Source organism: Klenkia sesuvii, from assembly GCF_037083825.1.
Taxonomy (GTDB): Bacteria; Actinomycetota; Actinomycetes; order Mycobacteriales; family Geodermatophilaceae; genus Klenkia; species Klenkia sesuvii.
Genome location: NZ_JBAPLU010000004.1, coordinates 172,725 through 188,964, shown reverse-complemented (window position 1 = coordinate 188,964; position 16,240 = coordinate 172,725). Strand labels below are relative to the sequence as shown.

At 74.4% G+C, this 16,240-nt stretch carries 20 protein-coding genes; 8 read left to right on the top strand and 12 right to left on the bottom strand.

Annotated features, from left to right (window positions below; all coding sequences use genetic code 11):
• Positions 1-340: 340 nt before the first annotated feature.
• The 7 genes from TEK04_RS05960 to TEK04_RS05930 all read right to left on the bottom strand — a co-directional run bounded on the left by TEK04_RS05960 (position 341) and on the right by TEK04_RS05930 (position 4,583).
• Positions 341-1,072: a nucleotidyl transferase AbiEii/AbiGii toxin family protein gene (locus TEK04_RS05960; RefSeq protein WP_336403401.1), complete on the bottom strand. Its 732-nt coding sequence runs from the start codon at positions 1,070-1,072 to the stop codon at positions 341-343.
• Positions 1,065-1,526: a helix-turn-helix domain-containing protein gene (locus tag TEK04_RS05955; protein ID WP_336403400.1), complete on the bottom strand. Its 462-nt coding sequence runs from the start codon at positions 1,524-1,526 to the stop codon at positions 1,065-1,067. Before TEK04_RS05955 ends, TEK04_RS05960 begins: the two co-directional genes overlap by 8 nt.
• A 204-nt stretch (positions 1,527-1,730) precedes the next feature.
• Positions 1,731-1,967, bottom strand: coding sequence for a type II toxin-antitoxin system Phd/YefM family antitoxin (locus tag TEK04_RS05950; RefSeq protein WP_336403399.1), 237 nt, complete (start codon positions 1,965-1,967; stop codon positions 1,731-1,733).
• Between the two features lie 37 nt (positions 1,968-2,004).
• The gene (locus TEK04_RS05945) at positions 2,005-2,466 is read right to left on the bottom strand and encodes a tRNA (cytidine(34)-2'-O)-methyltransferase (RefSeq protein ID WP_336403398.1); all 462 of its coding nucleotides are present in this window, start codon (positions 2,464-2,466) and stop codon (positions 2,005-2,007) included.
• Between the two features lie 192 nt (positions 2,467-2,658).
• Positions 2,659-3,639 carry a 4-hydroxy-tetrahydrodipicolinate synthase gene (gene dapA / locus TEK04_RS05940; protein ID WP_336403397.1) on the bottom strand — a complete coding sequence of 327 codons (981 nt, stop codon included), beginning with the start codon at positions 3,637-3,639 and terminating at the stop codon, positions 2,659-2,661.
• A gap of 30 nt (positions 3,640-3,669) precedes the next feature.
• Positions 3,670-4,023, bottom strand: coding sequence for a VOC family protein (locus TEK04_RS05935; protein WP_336403396.1), 354 nt, complete (start codon positions 4,021-4,023; stop codon positions 3,670-3,672).
• A 5-nt stretch (positions 4,024-4,028) separates the two neighbouring features.
• A complete protein-coding gene (locus TEK04_RS05930) occupies positions 4,029-4,583 on the bottom strand; it encodes a cysteine hydrolase family protein (RefSeq protein ID WP_336403395.1) in 555 nt (184 codons plus the stop codon).
• A 110-nt stretch (positions 4,584-4,693) separates the two neighbouring features.
• On the opposite strand from TEK04_RS05930, the gene TEK04_RS05925 reads away from it, so the two are divergent.
• Positions 4,694-5,083 carry a hypothetical protein gene (locus TEK04_RS05925; RefSeq protein ID WP_336403394.1) on the top strand — a complete coding sequence of 130 codons (390 nt, stop codon included), beginning with the start codon at positions 4,694-4,696 and terminating at the stop codon, positions 5,081-5,083.
• A gap of 2 nt (positions 5,084-5,085) precedes the next feature.
• Here the strand turns inward: TEK04_RS05925 and TEK04_RS05920 are convergent, their stop codons facing one another.
• Positions 5,086-5,829 (bottom strand): lysophospholipid acyltransferase family protein, encoded by a 744-nt coding sequence (locus TEK04_RS05920; protein ID WP_336403393.1) that lies wholly within the window; start codon positions 5,827-5,829, stop codon positions 5,086-5,088.
• A 94-nt stretch (positions 5,830-5,923) separates the two neighbouring features.
• On the opposite strand from TEK04_RS05920, the gene TEK04_RS05915 reads away from it, so the two are divergent.
• Positions 5,924-6,619, top strand: a complete 696-nt coding sequence (locus TEK04_RS05915; protein ID WP_336403392.1) for a M50 family metallopeptidase — start codon at positions 5,924-5,926, stop codon at positions 6,617-6,619.
• Positions 6,620-6,622: 3 nt separating this feature from the next.
• On the opposite strand, the gene TEK04_RS05910 is transcribed toward TEK04_RS05915, so the two are convergent.
• Entirely contained in the window at positions 6,623-8,980 is a 2,358-nt protein-coding gene (locus tag TEK04_RS05910) for a glycoside hydrolase family 65 protein (RefSeq protein WP_336403391.1), read from the bottom strand.
• A 73-nt stretch (positions 8,981-9,053) separates the two neighbouring features.
• Positions 9,054-9,773: an HAD family hydrolase gene (locus tag TEK04_RS05905; protein ID WP_336403390.1), complete on the bottom strand. Its 720-nt coding sequence runs from the start codon at positions 9,771-9,773 to the stop codon at positions 9,054-9,056.
• Between the two features lie 106 nt (positions 9,774-9,879).
• On the opposite strand from TEK04_RS05905, the gene TEK04_RS05900 reads away from it, so the two are divergent.
• Together TEK04_RS05900 and TEK04_RS05895 are read left to right on the top strand one after the other, a co-directional pair.
• Positions 9,880-10,413, top strand: a complete 534-nt coding sequence (locus TEK04_RS05900; protein ID WP_336403389.1) for a YbhB/YbcL family Raf kinase inhibitor-like protein — start codon at positions 9,880-9,882, stop codon at positions 10,411-10,413.
• 80 nt (positions 10,414-10,493) lie between these two features.
• The gene (locus TEK04_RS05895) at positions 10,494-11,417 is read left to right on the top strand and encodes a serine hydrolase (RefSeq protein WP_336403388.1); all 924 of its coding nucleotides are present in this window, start codon (positions 10,494-10,496) and stop codon (positions 11,415-11,417) included.
• 91 nt (positions 11,418-11,508) lie between these two features.
• Here the strand turns inward: TEK04_RS05895 and TEK04_RS05890 are convergent, their stop codons facing one another.
• On the bottom strand, positions 11,509-12,333 hold the full coding sequence (locus tag TEK04_RS05890; protein ID WP_336403387.1) for a GNAT family N-acetyltransferase: 825 nt from the start codon (positions 12,331-12,333) through the stop codon (positions 11,509-11,511).
• Between the two features lie 88 nt (positions 12,334-12,421).
• Here TEK04_RS05890 and coaA point away from each other — a divergent pair, with 88 nt between their 5' ends.
• Positions 12,422-13,384, top strand: coding sequence for a type I pantothenate kinase (coaA, locus tag TEK04_RS05885; RefSeq protein WP_336403386.1), 963 nt, complete (start codon positions 12,422-12,424; stop codon positions 13,382-13,384).
• 16 nt (positions 13,385-13,400) lie between these two features.
• Here the strand turns inward: coaA and TEK04_RS05880 are convergent, their stop codons facing one another.
• Entirely contained in the window at positions 13,401-13,826 is a 426-nt protein-coding gene (locus TEK04_RS05880; protein WP_336403385.1) for a VOC family protein, read from the bottom strand.
• A gap of 104 nt (positions 13,827-13,930) precedes the next feature.
• Here TEK04_RS05880 and TEK04_RS05875 point away from each other — a divergent pair, with 104 nt between their 5' ends.
• The 3 genes from TEK04_RS05875 to TEK04_RS05865 are packed head-to-tail and all read left to right on the top strand — an operon-like array spanning position 13,931 to position 16,177.
• The gene (locus TEK04_RS05875; RefSeq protein ID WP_336403384.1) at positions 13,931-14,344 is read left to right on the top strand and encodes a VOC family protein; all 414 of its coding nucleotides are present in this window, start codon (positions 13,931-13,933) and stop codon (positions 14,342-14,344) included.
• 34 nt (positions 14,345-14,378) lie between these two features.
• On the top strand, positions 14,379-15,815 hold the full coding sequence (locus TEK04_RS05870) for an aminopeptidase P N-terminal domain-containing protein (protein WP_336403383.1): 1,437 nt from the start codon (positions 14,379-14,381) through the stop codon (positions 15,813-15,815).
• Positions 15,816-15,841: 26 nt separating this feature from the next.
• Positions 15,842-16,177 carry a universal stress protein gene (locus tag TEK04_RS05865; protein ID WP_336403382.1) on the top strand — a complete coding sequence of 112 codons (336 nt, stop codon included), beginning with the start codon at positions 15,842-15,844 and terminating at the stop codon, positions 16,175-16,177.
• Positions 16,178-16,240: the final 63 nt, after the last annotated feature.

Genomic DNA, 16,240 nt, shown 5'->3' with positions numbered 1-16,240 from the left:
TCATTCCGTCAGCGTGACGCAACGACGGAGGCACACCGGGTCCACCCTGGGGGGGGGGGTCGCCGCAGGTGGGCGGGCCGGTCTCGTTGCGTCAGAGTGACGGAACGAGACCGGTCTGGGGGGCGGGACGAGGGAGTGGCCGCTGACCGCCGGCCGGGCGGGACGGCGGTCACGCATCGCCACACATCGCCACGTGTTCGTCACGCGGGACCGTGCGGCCGTCCACGGCTCGGGCCGGCCGGCGTCGCACGGGGCTGCGACGGCTCGACGGCCACGGACGGCGCGGACCAGGTCGGACGGCCGCTGCCCGCGCACCTCGGCCTCGCGCCGATAATCGACATTATGTCAGGTCGACGTGCTCCGACCCGAGGACGTCGATCCCCGCGCACCTGCTCCCGAGGGTCCGGATGCGCTGCCAGACCTCGACCCGGGTCGCGTGCATCTTCAGCGCCCGCAGGCACGCATCCAGCCGCTGCGGTCGCCGGCGCAGGTGGTCGACCGCGTCGCGGAGGCTGGCGCCCACGGTGGCCCCGTAGGCCGCGACCGCCTTGCCGGCACCGGCCGCCAGCTCCCCTGACGACGGGTCCATCATCGCCAGGTCGATCAGGTCGCGGCTGAAGGTCGACGGGTCGGCCCACCGGTCGTCGTGGGCCAGGAGCTTGCTCGCCACCTGGTCGGCCCGGGTCAGGGCGCGCACACCGCAGATGAGCTCCTGCGCTGGCGAGGCGTCGAGGTCGATGCGCCCTTCCTGGATGATGTCGAACTTGATCGGCACGTCCCCGGCCCGCACCACCGCCCGGATGCCGTAGTTGTCGACCCGGGCCGGCCGCACGAGGTCGAGCTCACCCCCGGCCAGCGCCGCCAGCCCGTCGGTGCGCACGAGCTGGCGCAGGGCCCGGTAGGCCACGGTGTCCGAGACGAGGAAGTCGATGTCCACCGATTCCCGGTACTCGCCGTACGAGAGCGCGATGGCCGTGCCCCCGCCGAACCAACAGCTGTGCTCGGCCAGCAGCGCGCCGTCGAGCCGGGTCAGGACGTCGGCGACGAGCCGGTGGTGCGGGCGGTCAAACAAGCAGCGCCCCGTGGCTGTAGGTGTCGGCCAGGTGCTGGATGAAGGCCCGTTCGCGGTCGGACAGGGTCGCCTGATCGAGGTGCCGCCACCCGCGCTCGTACAGGTTGAGCGCCTCGGTCTCGGTGAGCGTCGTGCCGGCGTCGGTCTGCCACGCCAGGGCGCGCAGACCCGGGTAGTCGCCGACCTCCACCGGCGCGGGCTCCCCCGTCGCCGGCTCGACGGCCGGCACCTGCAGGTGCAGACCCAGGGCAGCCGCGACGTTGCAGTAGGCGCCGATGGTGACCGACGGGTTGCCGGCCTCGATGCGGTGCAGGGTCACGCGGGACACCCCGGCCGCCTCGGCGCAGGCCACCGCCGACACCCCCAGGGACTTCCGGTGCTCGCGCAGCCGCTCCCCGAGGCGGACGAGGTCTGCCTGCTGTTCGGGGCTCGTGTACGGACTGGCCGATGGCATGTATCTCATTGTGGACATTCTCGCGGTTTTGTCAACAATGAGATACATCGTCCTGAACGTTCAGTCCTGCCAGCCGTCAGGGCGGTCGGGATGAGGCACCACCCTGAGGTGAAGCCGTCGATGTCGCCGAAGTCGTCCGGGTTGCAGGTGTAGAGCGGTATTCGACGGTCGAGGTGTTCAGCATCCCTCGGCTCGTCGGCGAGGTCAGAGTGCCGGATCCAGCAGGTCGTCGACGTCGCGACGCCACGCGACCGGATCGACGACCGGCAGCGCCCGGCGCCTGGCGACGAGCTCTGCGGACGACGGGCTGCGGCGGGTGGTGGGGCGCAGCTCGGCGACCCCGACGCCGTCCCGTGTCACCACCAAGCGCTCGCCACGAGCTACCCGGTTGAGCACATCTCCCCCGCTGTCCCGGGGCTCTCGCACCGTCACCGCGTCCATGGCCGTCAGCGTATGACCGGTGATACGGCGCCTCCGGTCAGGAGCCGGTGAAGTCGTGCTGGCGCCAGGCCTCGTAGGCGGCCACCGCCGCCGCGTTGGACAGGTTGAGCGAGCGGCGCCCGGCCAGCATCGGCAGCCGCAGCCGGTCGGTCACCCGGGGGTGCGCCAGCACCTCCTCCGCCAGCCCGGTGGGTTCCGGGCCGAACAGCAGGACGTCGCCGGGTTCGTAGGCAACGTCGGTGTACCTCGTGGCGCCGGAGGCGGTGAAGGCGAAGACCCGTGCGGTCGGCACCGAGTCGAGGAAGGCCGTCCAGCCCTCGTGCACCGTCACCGAGGCGAGGTCGTGGTAGTCCAGCCCCGCCCGGCGCAGCTTGGCGTCGGAGAGGTCGAAACCCAACGGCTCGATCAGGTGCAGGTGCGCACCGGTGGCTGCCACCATGCGGATCGCGTTCCCGGTGTTGGGCGGGATCCGTGGCTCGTGGAACGCGATGTGGAACACCGCGTCAGTCTCCCCCGCGCGCTGCGTCGACCCGCTGGGTCAGGGAACGCCGGGCACCATCAGCGCAGCGTCGGCCTCGTGCTGGCCCCAGTGCTGCCGGGCCGTGCCGATCTCCCGCCAGCCCAGCTGCCGGCGGGTGCAGGGCCACTAGGCCACGACCCGCCCGGGGCCGGACGACGAGGTGGGAGCCGGTCACATGTCGGCGGCGAGGCCGCGGTAGGTGCCCCACCAGGGGTCGAGGTCGGTGCTGGGGTCCACCCCCGAGCGCTGCTCCCCCGCCGGCGCCAGCAGGCCGGCGGCGGCCAGGCCGGTGCGCAGGGCTTCGACCTCGGCGTCGTCGAGCTGCTCCAACGGCTGGCGCACCCGGCGGTCGGCCAGCACGCCCTGCAACTGCAGCGCGGCCTTCGCCGTCGTGGCTCCGTAGTTGGGCACGCCCATGATGGCGTCGAAGGCCGGCAGCAGGCGGGTGTGCGCGGCCAGCGCGGCCGCGTGCTCCCCCGCCAGGAACGCCTCGATCATCGTGCGCAGCGGCGTGCCGGCGGCGTGCGCGACCACGCTGACCAGGCCGACGGCGCCGTAGGCCAGGTAGCCCAGGGTCAACGCGTCGTCGCCGCAGTACACCTCGTAGCCGAGGTCGACCAACCGCGCGGCGTGCGCCGGGTTGCCGGTGGCGTCCTTGACCGCGACCACGGACTCGATCCCGATGGCCTCCCGGTAGACGTCGAGCCCGATCGCCGACCCGGTGCGACCGGGCACGTCGTACAGCATCACCGGGATGTCGCTCACCGAGGCGACCGTGCGGAAGTGCTTGAGGATGCCGGTCTGGCTGGGCTTGTTGTAGTAGGGCGTGACGACCAGCAGGCCATCGGCGCCGACGCGCGCGGCCTGCTCGGCGATCTCGACGGAGTGCGCCGTGCTGTTGGTGCCGACGCCGGCAATCACCGATGCCCGGTCACCGACGGCCTCGCGCACGGCCGCCAGGATCTCGCCGTCCTCGGGGACGGTCGTGGTGGGCGCCTCCCCCGTGGTGCCCGAGACGACCACGCCGTCGCTCCCGGTGTCGACCACGTGCCGGGCGATGCGGGCGGTCGCCTCGAGGTCGACCTTCTCGTCGGCGTCGAACGCGGTGGCGATGGCGGTGATCAGGCGGCCGAACCGGGGCGTGGAGCTCACCGCGGCAGCCTAGCCAGCACCTGATCCCCCTCAGTCGCGGTGCTGGGCGATGTTCACGACCGTGCCGTCGGGCGCACGGACGAAGAACCGGCGCACGCCCCACGGCTCGGTGGTGAGCGGGTGCACGATCTCGTACCCGGCGGCGACGGCCTCGGCGTGCGCGGCGTCGACGTCATCGGTCTTCACCGTCAGCGCGGAGTCCTCGGGCGCGGTGGCGTCGCGGGTGACGAGCTGGACGTGGGCCCCGGTGCCCGGGTCGGTGTAGCGGGCCACCCAACCGAGGCTGAACTCCTGCTCACGCAGGCCCAGGAACCCCGCCCAGAACCCCTCGGCGGCGGCGATGTCCTCGACGTGCAGGTTGGTGGTGACACCCAGCGTGCGCACCGTGCTCAGCCCGCGAACGCGACGTCGGCGGCCGGCACGACGGCGGCGGTGCGGCCCGGCGCGGACTGGAACCCCCAGTACAGGTTGGTGTGCGCGATGACGTCGCCCGGGGCCGGGGCCCCGTACGCGCTGAGGTCCTCGGTGGTGTGCGCGTCGCCGACGAGCACGACGTCGTAGCCCCGGGTGAAGGCGCCGTGGATCGTGGACCGGATGCAGGCGTCGGTCTGCGCGCCGGTGACCACCAACCGCCCGACCGCGGCCTCGGCCAGCACCTGCTCCAGGTCGGTGGCCTCGAAGGAGTCGCCGTGCTCCTTGGCGACCAGCGCCTCGCCGTCGGCGCGCTGCAGCTGCGGCACGTACTCCCACTGCTCGCTGCCCACGGGGAGTTCCTCGGACGAGTGCTGCACCCACACCACGGGCACGTGCGCCTCGCGCGCTCGGGCGACCAGGCCCCCGATGCGCTCGATGACCGCCTCGGTGTCGTGCGAGGCCGCCATCACCCCGTTCTGCACGTCGATCACCAGCAGCGCGGTGCCCGGTCGGTCGGTGAGCGTGGTCATGGCGTCTCCTCGGTCTCGGTGGTGCCCGCACCGTAGGCCCGAGCTCGGACATTCCGGGCTGAGTAGTGACCCCCTGGGGCGGTGCGCGCCATCCCGGCAGGGTCGAGGGCATGAGCCCGTACCAGCGTGCCGCCGCGGTCGCCGTCCCCAGCCACCCCACCTCGGGCCGCACCGGTCCGGTCCGGACGGGTCGACGCCGGTGGCCCGGTCACGGCGACCGGGCAGCGCAGGCCGCGGTGGGGTTCTCGGTGGCGGTGGTGCTGGCGGCCATGGCCTGTACCTGGCTCGACGTCTTCCTGGACCTGTTCGCCCACGACCGCACGGGTCTGGACGCCGCCGTCCGCACGTGGGCGCTCGACGCCGTGACGGCACTGACGCTGGGCGTCGCCGCCGTCGTCCACTCGGCGGTCCGCCGGGGGCGGCCCGGGCGCTGGCCGGTGACCGTGCTGGTCGTGGCGACCGCGTCGTCCGCCGTCCTCGCGCCCGCGTTCGTCGCCTGAGCTCAGGAGGCGCGGTCCCCGCGCTCGGTCCTCTCGCCCTGGACGTCCTCGCCCTGGACGTCCCCGCCCCAGACGTCCCCGCGCTGGCCTGCCTCGTGCTCGGCGACCAGGGCCCGGTACCTGGCGGCCGTCTTCGCCCGACCCGGGATGACCGGCGGGGCACCGGTGCGCACCTGCTGCATCACCCGGTTGGTCAACGCGACCGCGGACTCCCCCTCCTGCGGGGTCGCCGGCGGCAGGAACTCGACCAGCACCCGGGGCCGCTTCGGGAAGCGCACGATGTCGGTCTGCCCGGTGATCCGCAGACCGAGCACCGTGGTGCCCGGCACCGCGAGCGCGAGCCGCCCGGCGCCGGAGAGGAAGCGCATCGTGCGACCGCGGGACACGGTGCCCTCGGGGAAGACGCCGATGCAGCCGCCGTCGCGGAGCACGTCGATGGCCGCCTGCAGCGCACCCTTGTCACCCCGGCCGCGGGCGATGGGGATCTGCCCCATGCCGGTGAGCCACCTGCCGACCACCGGGTTCTTCCACAGCGAGTCCTTGGCCAGGGCGCGCAGGTGCCGGCGGCGCAGGGCGGCGATGCCGGCCACGACCGGGTCCCACTGGCTGTCGTGGTTGGCCATGACCACGGTCGGCCCCGACGGTGGCAGGTTCTCCAGCCCCCGCACCTCGAGCCTCCCCCACCAGCGGACGGCGGGGGTGCCGATGGCCATCACGACCCGGTAGACGAAGGGCGGGGTGGTCACGGGGGCCTCCTCGACGGCGGTCCTCCGGGGGCGGAGGGCCAGGTCAGTGTGCCGCACCCGTCGAGCACAGGTGCACGCGGTTGACTGCTGCACGATGGAGCAGATCTGGGACCGCGTCACCGCCCCCTCTCCCCCGCTGGCGTTGCCCTGGCTGGTGGGCACCGCCCTCGTGGCACTGGTGCTCGTGGGCCAGCGCGACGCCTGGCGGGTGAGCCGCCACGCGGTCACCATCGCCCACGAGGGCGCCCACGGGGTGGCCGCGTTGCTCACCGGCCGCCGGCTGGCCGGCATCCGGCTGCACTCGGACACCTCCGGGGTGACGGTCTCGCGCGGGCACCCGACCGGGCCGGGCATGGTGGTCACCGCGCTGGCCGGCTACGTCGGCCCGGGCCTGCTCGGCCTGGGGGCAGCGGCGCTGCTGGCGGCCGGCCACGCGATCGGCATGCTCTGGGCGGTGCTGGCACTGCTGGCGCTGCTGCTGCTGCAGATCCGCAACTACTACGGCCTGTGGTCGGTGCTGGCCACCGGGGCCGTGGTGTTCGCCGCCACGTGGTGGCTCCCGGCCCAGTGGCAGGCCGGGTTCGCCCACGTCGTGGTCTGGTTCCTGCTGCTCGCCGCCCCGCGCACCGTGGCGGAGCTGCAGGCCGCTCGGCGCCGGCGCCGCAGCCCCGACAGCGACGCCGACCAGCTCGCCCGGTTGACCGGCCTCCCCGGCCTGGTCTGGGTCGGGGTCTTCCTCGCCGTCGACCTGGCGGCGTTGGTCCTCGCCGTCCGGTGGCTGGTGCCGTGACCCTCAGCGCCCCCGGCGCCGCGGGGCGCAGCCGGCGGGCTGGCGCACGGGCTCCACGTCGGGTGCCGGCGGGACCGCCAGCACCAGCTCGTCGGCCGTCACCGTCACCGTCTCGCCGTGGTGGCCGATCTCCATCGGCTCCCCCGACACGAGCTGGTAACTGGCCTGCTCCCCGGTGATCCGCACCCGCAGGCACCGCCCGCGGTGGACGACCCGGAAGCCGAGACCCGCGAGCCGCGGCGGCAGGCGGGGGGCGAAGGTCAGCCGGCCGTCGTGGTCGCGCATCCCGCCGAAGCCGGCGACGGCCACCGTCCAGCCACCGGCCAGCGAGGCGATGTGCAGGCCGTGCCCGGAGTTGCCGTGCAGGTTCTGCAGGTCGGTCAGCGCCGCCTCGCCCCAGTAGTCGTGCGCCAGCTGCAGGTGCCCGACCTCCGCGGCCACCACGGCCTGCTGGGCGGCCGACAGTGAGGAGTCCCGCACGGTGCGGGCCTCGTAGTAGGCGAAGTCGGCGACCTTCTCCTCGTGGGTGAAGGCGTCGCCGCGCAGGTGCAGGGCCATGACGAGGTCGGCCTGCTTGACCACCTGCTTGCGGTAGATCTCGAAGTAGGGGTAGTGCAGCAGCAGGGGGTACCTGTCGGGCGGGGTGCCCTCGAAGTCCCACTCCTGGTGGCGGGTGAAGCCCTCGCTGGTCATGTGCACGCCGAGGTGGTCGTCGAACGGGATCCGCATCTGGTCGGCCGCCTCGACCCAGACCGCGACCTCCGCCTCGGTCACCTGCAGCCGGGCGGCGACCTCGGGGCGGCGGCCCACCGCCGCGGCGGCCTCGCGCAGGTTCCGCTGCGCCATGAGGTTGGTGTAGACGTTGTTGTCGACCACGGCGGTGTACTCGTCGGGGCCGGTGACCCCGTCGATGCGGAAGCCGCGCCCGTCGTCCAGGTGACCCAGCGACGCCCACAGGCGGGCGGTCTCGACCAGGATCTCGGTGCCGTGCGCGGCGTCGAACTCCTCGTCGTGGGTGGCGTGCCAGTACCGGACGACGGCGTCGGCGATGTCGGCGTTGACGTGGAAGGCCGCGGTCCCGGCCGGCCAGTAGCCGCTGGTCTCCTCGCCGCGGATGGTGCGCCACGGGAAGGCGGCACCCCCGTGCCCGAGGACCCGGGCCCGCTCGCGGGCCAGGTCGAGGGTGGTCCAGCGCCAGATGAGGGCGTCGCGCACCGCCTCGGGGGCGGTGTAGGTGAGCACCGGCAGCACGTAGGTCTCGGTGTCCCAGAAGGCGTGGCCGTCGTACCCGGGGCCGGTGAGGCCCTTGGCGGGGATGGGCTGGCGCTCGGCGCGCAGGCCGGCCTGCAGGACGTGGAACATGCCCACCCGGACCGCCTGCTGCAGCTCGTCGTCGCCCTCGATGGTGACGTCGGCCTGGGCCCAGTGCCCGTCCAGCAGTTCGCGCTGCTCGGAGACCAGCCGCTCCCAGCCGGCCAGCTTGGCGATGCCCAGCACGCCCTCGACCTGGTCGCGGAGCGCGGCCGGGGAGCGGCGGGAGGACCAGCCGTAGGCCAGGTACTTGGTCAGCCGCAGCTTCTCACCCGCCGGCAGCCGGGCGGCCAGGGTGTAGCGGGCGAGGTCGCCGGAGACCTCCAGGTCCTCGTTGACGCTGTCGGGGGTGAGCACGTCGTGGTCCATCCCGGCGGCCATGCGCAACCCGCTGGCCTTCGTCCGGTGCACCAGGACGGCGTGCCGGCCCTTCCCGGTGTGCTGCTCGGCCACCAGCGGCTTGCGCAGGGCGGCCGCGGCGCGGGGGTCGTCGGCGCCGGTGTTCTCGACCACCTCGTTGGCCAGCAGGTCGGACTGGAGGGCCACGTACAGGTCGCCGCGGTCGTCGGTGCAGCGCACCTCGTAGCGGATCGCGGCGATCGACCGACGGGTGAGCGACACCAGCCGGGTGCTGCGCACCTCGACGGTGCGCCCGTTGGGCGAGCGCCACTCGGTGACCCGCTCCAGCACCCCGGCCCGCAGGTCCAGGGTGCGCCGGTGGGCGATCACCTGGCCGTAGTCCAGGTCCAGCGGCGAGTCACCGACCAGCAGCCTGATGAGCTTGCCGTCGGTCACGTTGACGACGGTCTGCCCCTCCTCGGGGAACCCGTAGCCGGCCTCGGCGTAGGGCAGCGGCCGCTCCTCGAAGTACCCGTTCAGGTAGGTGCCCGGGACGGCGGAGGGCTCGCCCTCCTCCAGGGTTCCCCGCATGCCGATGTGCCCGTTGGCCAGGGCGAACACCGACTCGTTGACCGCCAGGCTCTCGTGGTCGATGGCGGTCTCGGTCACCGCCCACGGCTCGACCGGGAAGTGCGCCCGCCCCTCGGTCACGACGTCACCTCGCTGGCGCTCGCCGACGCCGTGCCGATCGGTGCCGTGCTCGTGCGTGACCTCGCAAGCTCGGTCACAGCAGCTGCGCCAGGTCGGTGACCACGACGTCGGCGCCGTGCGCCCGCAGCTCGTCGGCCTGGCCCACCCGGTCGACTCCCACCACGAACCCGAACTCCCCGGCCCGCCCCGCGGCCACGCCGGACTGGGCGTCCTCGAACACCACGGCCTCGGCCGGGGACAGACCCAGCGCCCGGGCCCCGGCCAGGAACGTGTCGGGTGCGGGCTTGCCGCGGTAACCCTCACGGGCGGTGACCACGCCGTCGATGCGGGCGTCCACCAGGTCGGCGAAGCCGCCGGCGGCGATGACCTTCTCGCCGTTGGCCGAGGCGGTCACGACGGCGACGGGCAGCCCGGCGTCCTTGACCGCCCGCAGGTAGCGCAGCGACCCCTCGTAGACGTCGACGCCGTGCTCGTCGAGCTCGGCCTGCACCAGGTCGTTCTTGCGGGTGGCGACGCCCTGCACGGTCGCCGCACCCGGTCCGTCGTCCGGGGACCCTTCCGGCAGCTCGATGCCACGGGAGGCGAGGAAGTCGCGGACGCCGTCGGCCCGCGGCTTGCCGTCGACGTAGCGCTGGTAGTCGGAGTCGGTGAACTCCCCCGCCTGCGGGTCGCGGTCGTGGAGGAAGCCGTCGAAGGTGCGCTTCCAGGCGGCCTGGTGCACCGTCGCGGTCCGGGTGAGGACCCCGTCGAGGTCGAAGAGGCAGCCACGGATGGCGTCTGGGAGTCCGAGCACGCCGTGCACGGTACGGCGCGAAGATCGTCTCCACCTGTCGAGCGGGACGCCGCTCCCCCTCCTACGTTGGGTGCGACCGAGTCCCGCGAGCCGGAGGAGCACCGCCATGTCCCGTCCCACGCCGCCCAACCCCTACGACTTCCTGCCCCAGGTCCCCGGGTTCACCGTGACCAGCACCGACGTCCGCGACGGCGAGCCGATGGGCCGCGAGCAGGTCAGCGGGAAGATGGGCCTGGACGGCGAGGACCGCTCGCCGCAGCTGTCGTGGTCAGGCGCCCCCGAGGGCACGAAGGGCTACGCCGTCACCGTCTACGACCCCGACGCCCCCACCGCGAGCGGGTTCTGGCACTGGGCCGTGACCGGCATCCCGGCCTCGGTGACCGAGCTGCCCTCCGGCGCGGCCGACGGCGAGCTGCCCGACGGTGCGCTCCAGCTGCGCAACGACGCCGGGTTCGCCGGGTTCGTGGGCGCCGCACCGCCGGAGGGCCACGGCCCGCACCGCTACTTCGTGGTGGTGCACGCGCTGGACACCGACGACCTGGGCGTGCCGGCCGAGGCCTCCTGCGCCTTCCTGGGGTTCAACCTCTTCAGCCACACGCTGGCCCGCGCGACCCTGGTGCCCACCTACGAGGTGTCCTGATCGGCACGACGCACCCGGTGTGGACCTGGGGCCCCACCGGGTAGCGCACGACCATGCGCGGTCGGGGTGGACGGGTCACGGTGCTCAGCGCCGGTCTGGTCGCCGGTCTGCTGTCGGTCCCGGGCCCGGCTGCGGCCGCGCCGGGGACCGGGTCGGCCCCCACCCCGACGGCGTCCGCGCCGCCGGCCGGGGCCATGTTGCCGGCCGGGGCCGAGGCGACCGACCGGGTCGGGACGACTGCCCAGACCGACCCCGCGCTCGCCGCCCGGGCCGCGTTCGGGGCCGCCGGGGCGGTGACCGTGCTGGTCACCCCGCAGGACCCGGCCCAGGTGCCGGGCACGACCGCCGACGCGTCGGCCCGGTCCGTGGCCGGCACCTCCGCCGCGGGGGACGTCGGTTCGCCGGTCCCCACGGCGTCGTTGGTGAAGCTCTACCTCGCCGAGGGGGTGCTGGCCGCCGCCCGCGTCGCCGGTGCTCCGCTGCCGGCCGCGGACCTGCAGCGGATCGAGGCGATGCTGACCGTGTCCGACGACGCGGCGGCCTCCGAGCTCTGGGTGGCCCACGACGGCGCGGCGGTGCTGGCCGACGTCGTCGCGCGGTACGGCCTGACGGGCACCGCGCCCCCCACACCGGACCCCGGAGTCTGGGGCAGCACCACCACCACGGCGGCGGACCTGGCGCGCTTCCTCGTGCAGCTGCCCGACGTGGCCCACCCCGACGACGCCGACCGCGTGCTCGGCGCCCTCCACCGGGCGACCCCGCTGGGCGCCGACGGCTTCGACCAGTCCTTCGGCCTGCTGGGTGCCGACCTGCTGGAGCGGGAGCCGGACGTGGCGGCCAAGCAGGGCTGGATGTGCTGCCTGGACGGCGTCCGGCACCTGCACTCGGTCGGTCTGGTCGCCGGCACCGTGGTGGTGCTGCTGGCCGCCTTCCCGACCGAGGTGGAGTGGCCCGCCGCCCGGTCGGCCCTCGACGCCGCGGCCGAGGCCGCCACCGGCAGCTAGCGGACGCGACGGGCACGATCGGACGGGCACGATCGGACGGGCGCGGTCCGACGAGCGTGCTCCGCGGTCTGCGCCGGACCCGGCGGGCCGGTCAGTCGGTGGGTCGTTCCCCCACCAGCGTGGTGCCGATGCGGGCGAAGCCCACCCGTTCGTAGACGCGGGCCACGTCGTCGTCGCCGGCGGCGAGGAACACCGTGTCGACGGTCTCGCGGGCGTGCTCGACTAGGGTCGAGGCCAGCCCGGCGCCCAGACCACGGCCCCGGAACCGGGGCAAGGTGGCGACACCGACGATCTCGCTGAACCCCACGCCGTCGACGTCGAGGGGCTGGTGGGAGCCGACCGCCACCGGGTCGCCGTCCTCGACGGCCACCATCATCACCGTCCGACCGGCCGCGATGCGCTCGCGCAGCACGTCGGTGGGTTGCGGCGGGTCGACCAGCCGCTCGGGGGCCACCCCGGGCGCCGACGAGACCGGTCCGGCTGCCGCCCCCACCGGGACGGCGAAGGCCAGCTGCGCCAGGCGCTGGTAGGTGGCCAGCTGGGGGTCCTCCGCGCCGACCAGGTAGAACCGCACCCCTTCGGGCAGGGTGACCTCGACGTCGTCGACGGCGACCAGCAGCGGCAGCTCGTCGACGACCAGGCCGGCGGCCCGGACCGCCGTACCGAGCCCGGGGTTGCGCTCGGCGAACCACTCGACGGCCTCCGGCAGGCCCGCCGCGCGCTGGACGGCCAGGGCCTCCTCGACGTCGGTGGCAGCCACCGGACCACCGCCGGGCACCGGTCGGGCCGGGTAGGGCCAGTCGGGTGACCCCGTCGGCACCACCAACCCGCCCACCGTGCGCACCGGGGTGTCGGGGAGCGGCGAGAGGGCGAAGTAGCGCTCGATGCGGTCCAGCAGAGCGGGTCGCTTCGGCACACCCGCACCCTAGACGCGGCCGGCCCGATGCACCCACCGACCGTGTCGGGGCCACCCGGGCGAGGGGGACGCCCGGCACGACGGCACCATGGTCGCCGTGACGGTCTCGACGAGGAGCCATCCCTCGCCCTACGCCGCCTTCGACCGGGCGCAGTGGCGCGCCTTGGCCGACGGGCAGGAGTTGCCGCTGGACGCCGAGGAGCTGGCGCGGCTGGCCACCCTGGGCGACCGCATCGACCTCGACGAGGTGCGCACCGTCTACCTGCCGCTGGCCCGCCTGCTGGCCCTCCAGGTGACGGCCAGCCGCCGGTTGTGGACCGCGCAGTCGGAGTTCCTGGGCACCAGCACGGCCAAGGTGCCCTACGTCATCGCCGTCGCCGGCAGCGTCGCGGTGGGCAAGAGCACCACCGCCCGCCTGCTGCAGGTGCTGCTGGCCGCTCAGCCGGACACCCCGCGGGTGGACCTGGTCACCACCGACGGCTTCCTGTACCCCAACGCCACGCTCGAGGCCCGTGGGCAGCTGGGCCGCAAGGGCTTCCCCGAGACCTACGACCGGCGCGCGCTGCTGCGCTTCCTGGCCGACGTGAAGAGCGGGCGCGGGTCGGTCAGCGCCCCGCTGTACTCCCACCAGAGCTACGACGTGGTGCCCGACCGGGCGCAGGTGGTCGACGGGCCCGACGTCCTGGTGCTCGAGGGCCTCAACGTGCTGCAGGCCGGCAGCCGTGCCGACGGCCGCGTGCCCGAGGTGTTCCTGTCGGACTTCTTCGACTTCTCGGTCTACGTCGACGCGGGCGAGGCCGACGTCGAGCAGTGGTACGTCGAACGCTTCCTGGCCCTGCGCCGCACGGCCTTCCAGGACTCGGGCGCCTACTTCCACCGGTTCGCCGACCTGACCGACGACGAGGCCGTGGGGACCGCACGCGGCATCTGGGCAGCGGTGAACGGGCCGAACCTGCGGCACAACATCGCGCCGACCCGGTCGCGGGCGCGGCTGGTGCTGCAGAAGGCGGCCGACCACTCGGTGCGCCGGGTGCTGCTGCGCAAGCTCTGATCCCCCACCCGTCGTCTCAGCCGGGCAGCAGGGCCCGGCCCTGCTCGTCCAGCGGCCAGCTCGGGTTGTGCGCGATCTCCCACCGGTGGCCGTCGGGGTCGGCGAACACCCCGTTGTAGCCGCCCCAGGAGGTGGCCGAGCCGCGACGCAGCACCGTGCCGCCCGCGGCCGTTGCCTCGGCGAGCACCGCGTCGACCTCGGCCGGCGACCCCACGTTGTGGGCCAGGGTGATGCCGCCCCACCCGCCGGCGTCGTCGGGCACTTCGGAGTCGGCGGCGAGTTCGGTGCGCGACCACAGCCCCAGGTGGGTGCCGGCCCCGTGCAGGAAGGCGACCGACTCCTGGGAGTCACCGGACTCCCGCCACCCCAGGGCGGCGTAGAACGCGCGGGCGCGGGGCAGGTCGGCGACGCCGAGGGTCAGCAGGGTGATGACGGGTCTCATGCCGACGACCATGGCACGGGGCACCGACAGGACCAGCCCGTCGCACCGAGCGGGGCGCGGCCGCACGGGCTGAGGTTGTCGTACCCCGGGTGCAGGGTGAGGGCATGGTGACCCCCACGATCCGCCAGGTGGTGCTCGACGGCACCGACGTGCGTCAGCTGGCCGAGTTCTACCGTGACCTGTTCGGGTACGCCTACCGGCCGGGCGACGAACCGGGTGCACCGGGCGCCGACGAGCTCGAGTGGCTGGTGCTGCACGGGCCGGCCGGCGCCGTGCAGCTGGCGTTCCAGCAGGTCGACGAGCTGACCCCCACCACCTGGCCCGACGACGCCGTGCCCATGCAGCTGCACCTCGACTGCTCGGTCCCCGACGTGGAGGCGCTCCAGGCCGTGCTGCACCGAGCACAGGAGCTGGGGGCCGCCGTCCGGTACGACCGCAGCGACGACCCCGACGAGCCGCTGTACGTGCTCACCGACCCGGCCGGGCACCCGTTCTGCGTCTTCGTGTCCGCCGCGTGAGCGCCCTGCGGTCGAGCCCCGGGAGACTGGGCGCATGAGCTCCCCCGACCCCACCCGTCGTGCCCCCCACGACCAGCCCTTCGGTCCCTGGGTGCAGACCACGCTGGCCGACGGGTGGGACCCCGAGCCCGAGGCTCCGCACCCGGCCGTCCCGGGAGCCGCCCAGGCGGCCGCCGCGCACCGCGCCCGGCTGCTGGCCGCCCTGCCCGGCCGCGCGGTCGTCGTCCCGTCGGGGACGGCGCCCGTGCGGGCCAACGACACCGTGTTCGGCTTCCGGCCGGCCAGCGCCTACACCTGGCTGACCGGCGACCAGGCCGAGGGTGCCGTCCTGCTGCTGGCCCCCGACGGCGCGGCCATCCTCTACCTGCCGCCCTCGGCCGGCCCGGGAACCCTCGCCTACGTCACCGACCGCCGCGAGGGCGCGCTGTGGGTCGGCGGCATCCCCTCGGCGGCGACGACCGCGCACCGGCTCGACGTCCAGGTCAAGCCGCGCACCGAGCTGGCCGCCGACCTGCGCTCGGCCGTGGACCCCCGGGTGCTCGGTGGCATCGACCCCGACCTGGGCCCGGGTGACCCCGAGCTCGGCCCCGCGATCGACCGGCTGCGGGCGGTCAAGGACCAGTGGGAGGTCGACCGGCTCGCCGAGGCGTGCGCGGCCACCGCGCGCGGGTTCGCCGACGTCGTCGCGGAGCTGCCCGGCCTGCTGGCGGCCGGCGGGCGGCGAGGTGAACGCTGGCTCGAGGGCACCTTCTGGCGCCGTGCCCGGCTGGAGGGCAACGACGTCGGGTACTCCTCGATCGTCGCCGCCGGGGCCAACGGCACCTCGCTGCACTGGGCGCCGGTCGACGGCGACCTGCGCCCCGGGCAGCTGCTGCTGGCCGACATGGGGGTGGAGACCACGTCGCTGTACACCGCCGACGTCACCCGCACCTTCTCCCTCGACGGCACCTGGACGCCGGTGCAACGGCGGGTCCACGACGCCGTCCGGGAGGCGCACCTGGCCGGCATCGCCGAGGTGCGCGCCGGCAACCCCTTCCTGGCCGCCCACCACGCGGCCCAGTGGGTGCTCGCCGACCACCTGCACCGCTGGGGGTTGATCACCCACCCCGCCGACGACGCGCTGCACCCCGACCTCGAGCGGCCCGGCGCCGGGGCGCACCGGCGGTACACGCTGCACTCCACCAGCCACCTGCTCGGCCTCGACGTGCACGACTGCGCCCGCCTCGACGGGGCCGAGTACCTGGCCACCACCCTGCAGCCCGGGCACTGCCTCACCGTGGAGCCCGGTCTGTACTTCCAGGTCAACGACCGCACCGTGCCCGACGAGCTGCGCGGCATCGCCGTCCGGCTGGAGGACGACCTGGTGGTCACCGACGGCGCGCCGCGGGTGCTGTCGGACGCGCTGCCGGTCGACGCCGACGGGCTCAGCGCGTGGATGGCCGAGGCGCAGGCTCAGCCGCGGGGCGTGTAGCGCTGCTCGTTCCGTCCGGTGGTCCCGTGCTCCAGGTGCAGGTCGAGCCGGCCGCCGGCGTCGAGAGCCGCGACGTGGCCCTGCGCGGTCGCCCAGGAGACCCCGGTGACCTCGGCCAACTGGATCATCGACGTCGTCCGCGGGAGCCCATCGCCTCGAGCGCCGACGGGGTCGACCACGTGGTGCACGAGCAGCCCGAGGACGTCGCCCAGGCCCTCATCACCCTTACCGACGGCGCGGACATGGTGGTGCTGCCCGCGCGCCGCCGGTCGGTGACGATGACGTTCCTGCGGGGCAGCAACGCCATGCGGGTCATCGCCGAGGCGCACTGCCCGGTCGTGACGGTGGAGTCGCCCGCCTGACCCCACCCGCACCCGGCATGGGAGCCCATGCACCCGGTCCGGACCTCCGGAACCGGGTGCATG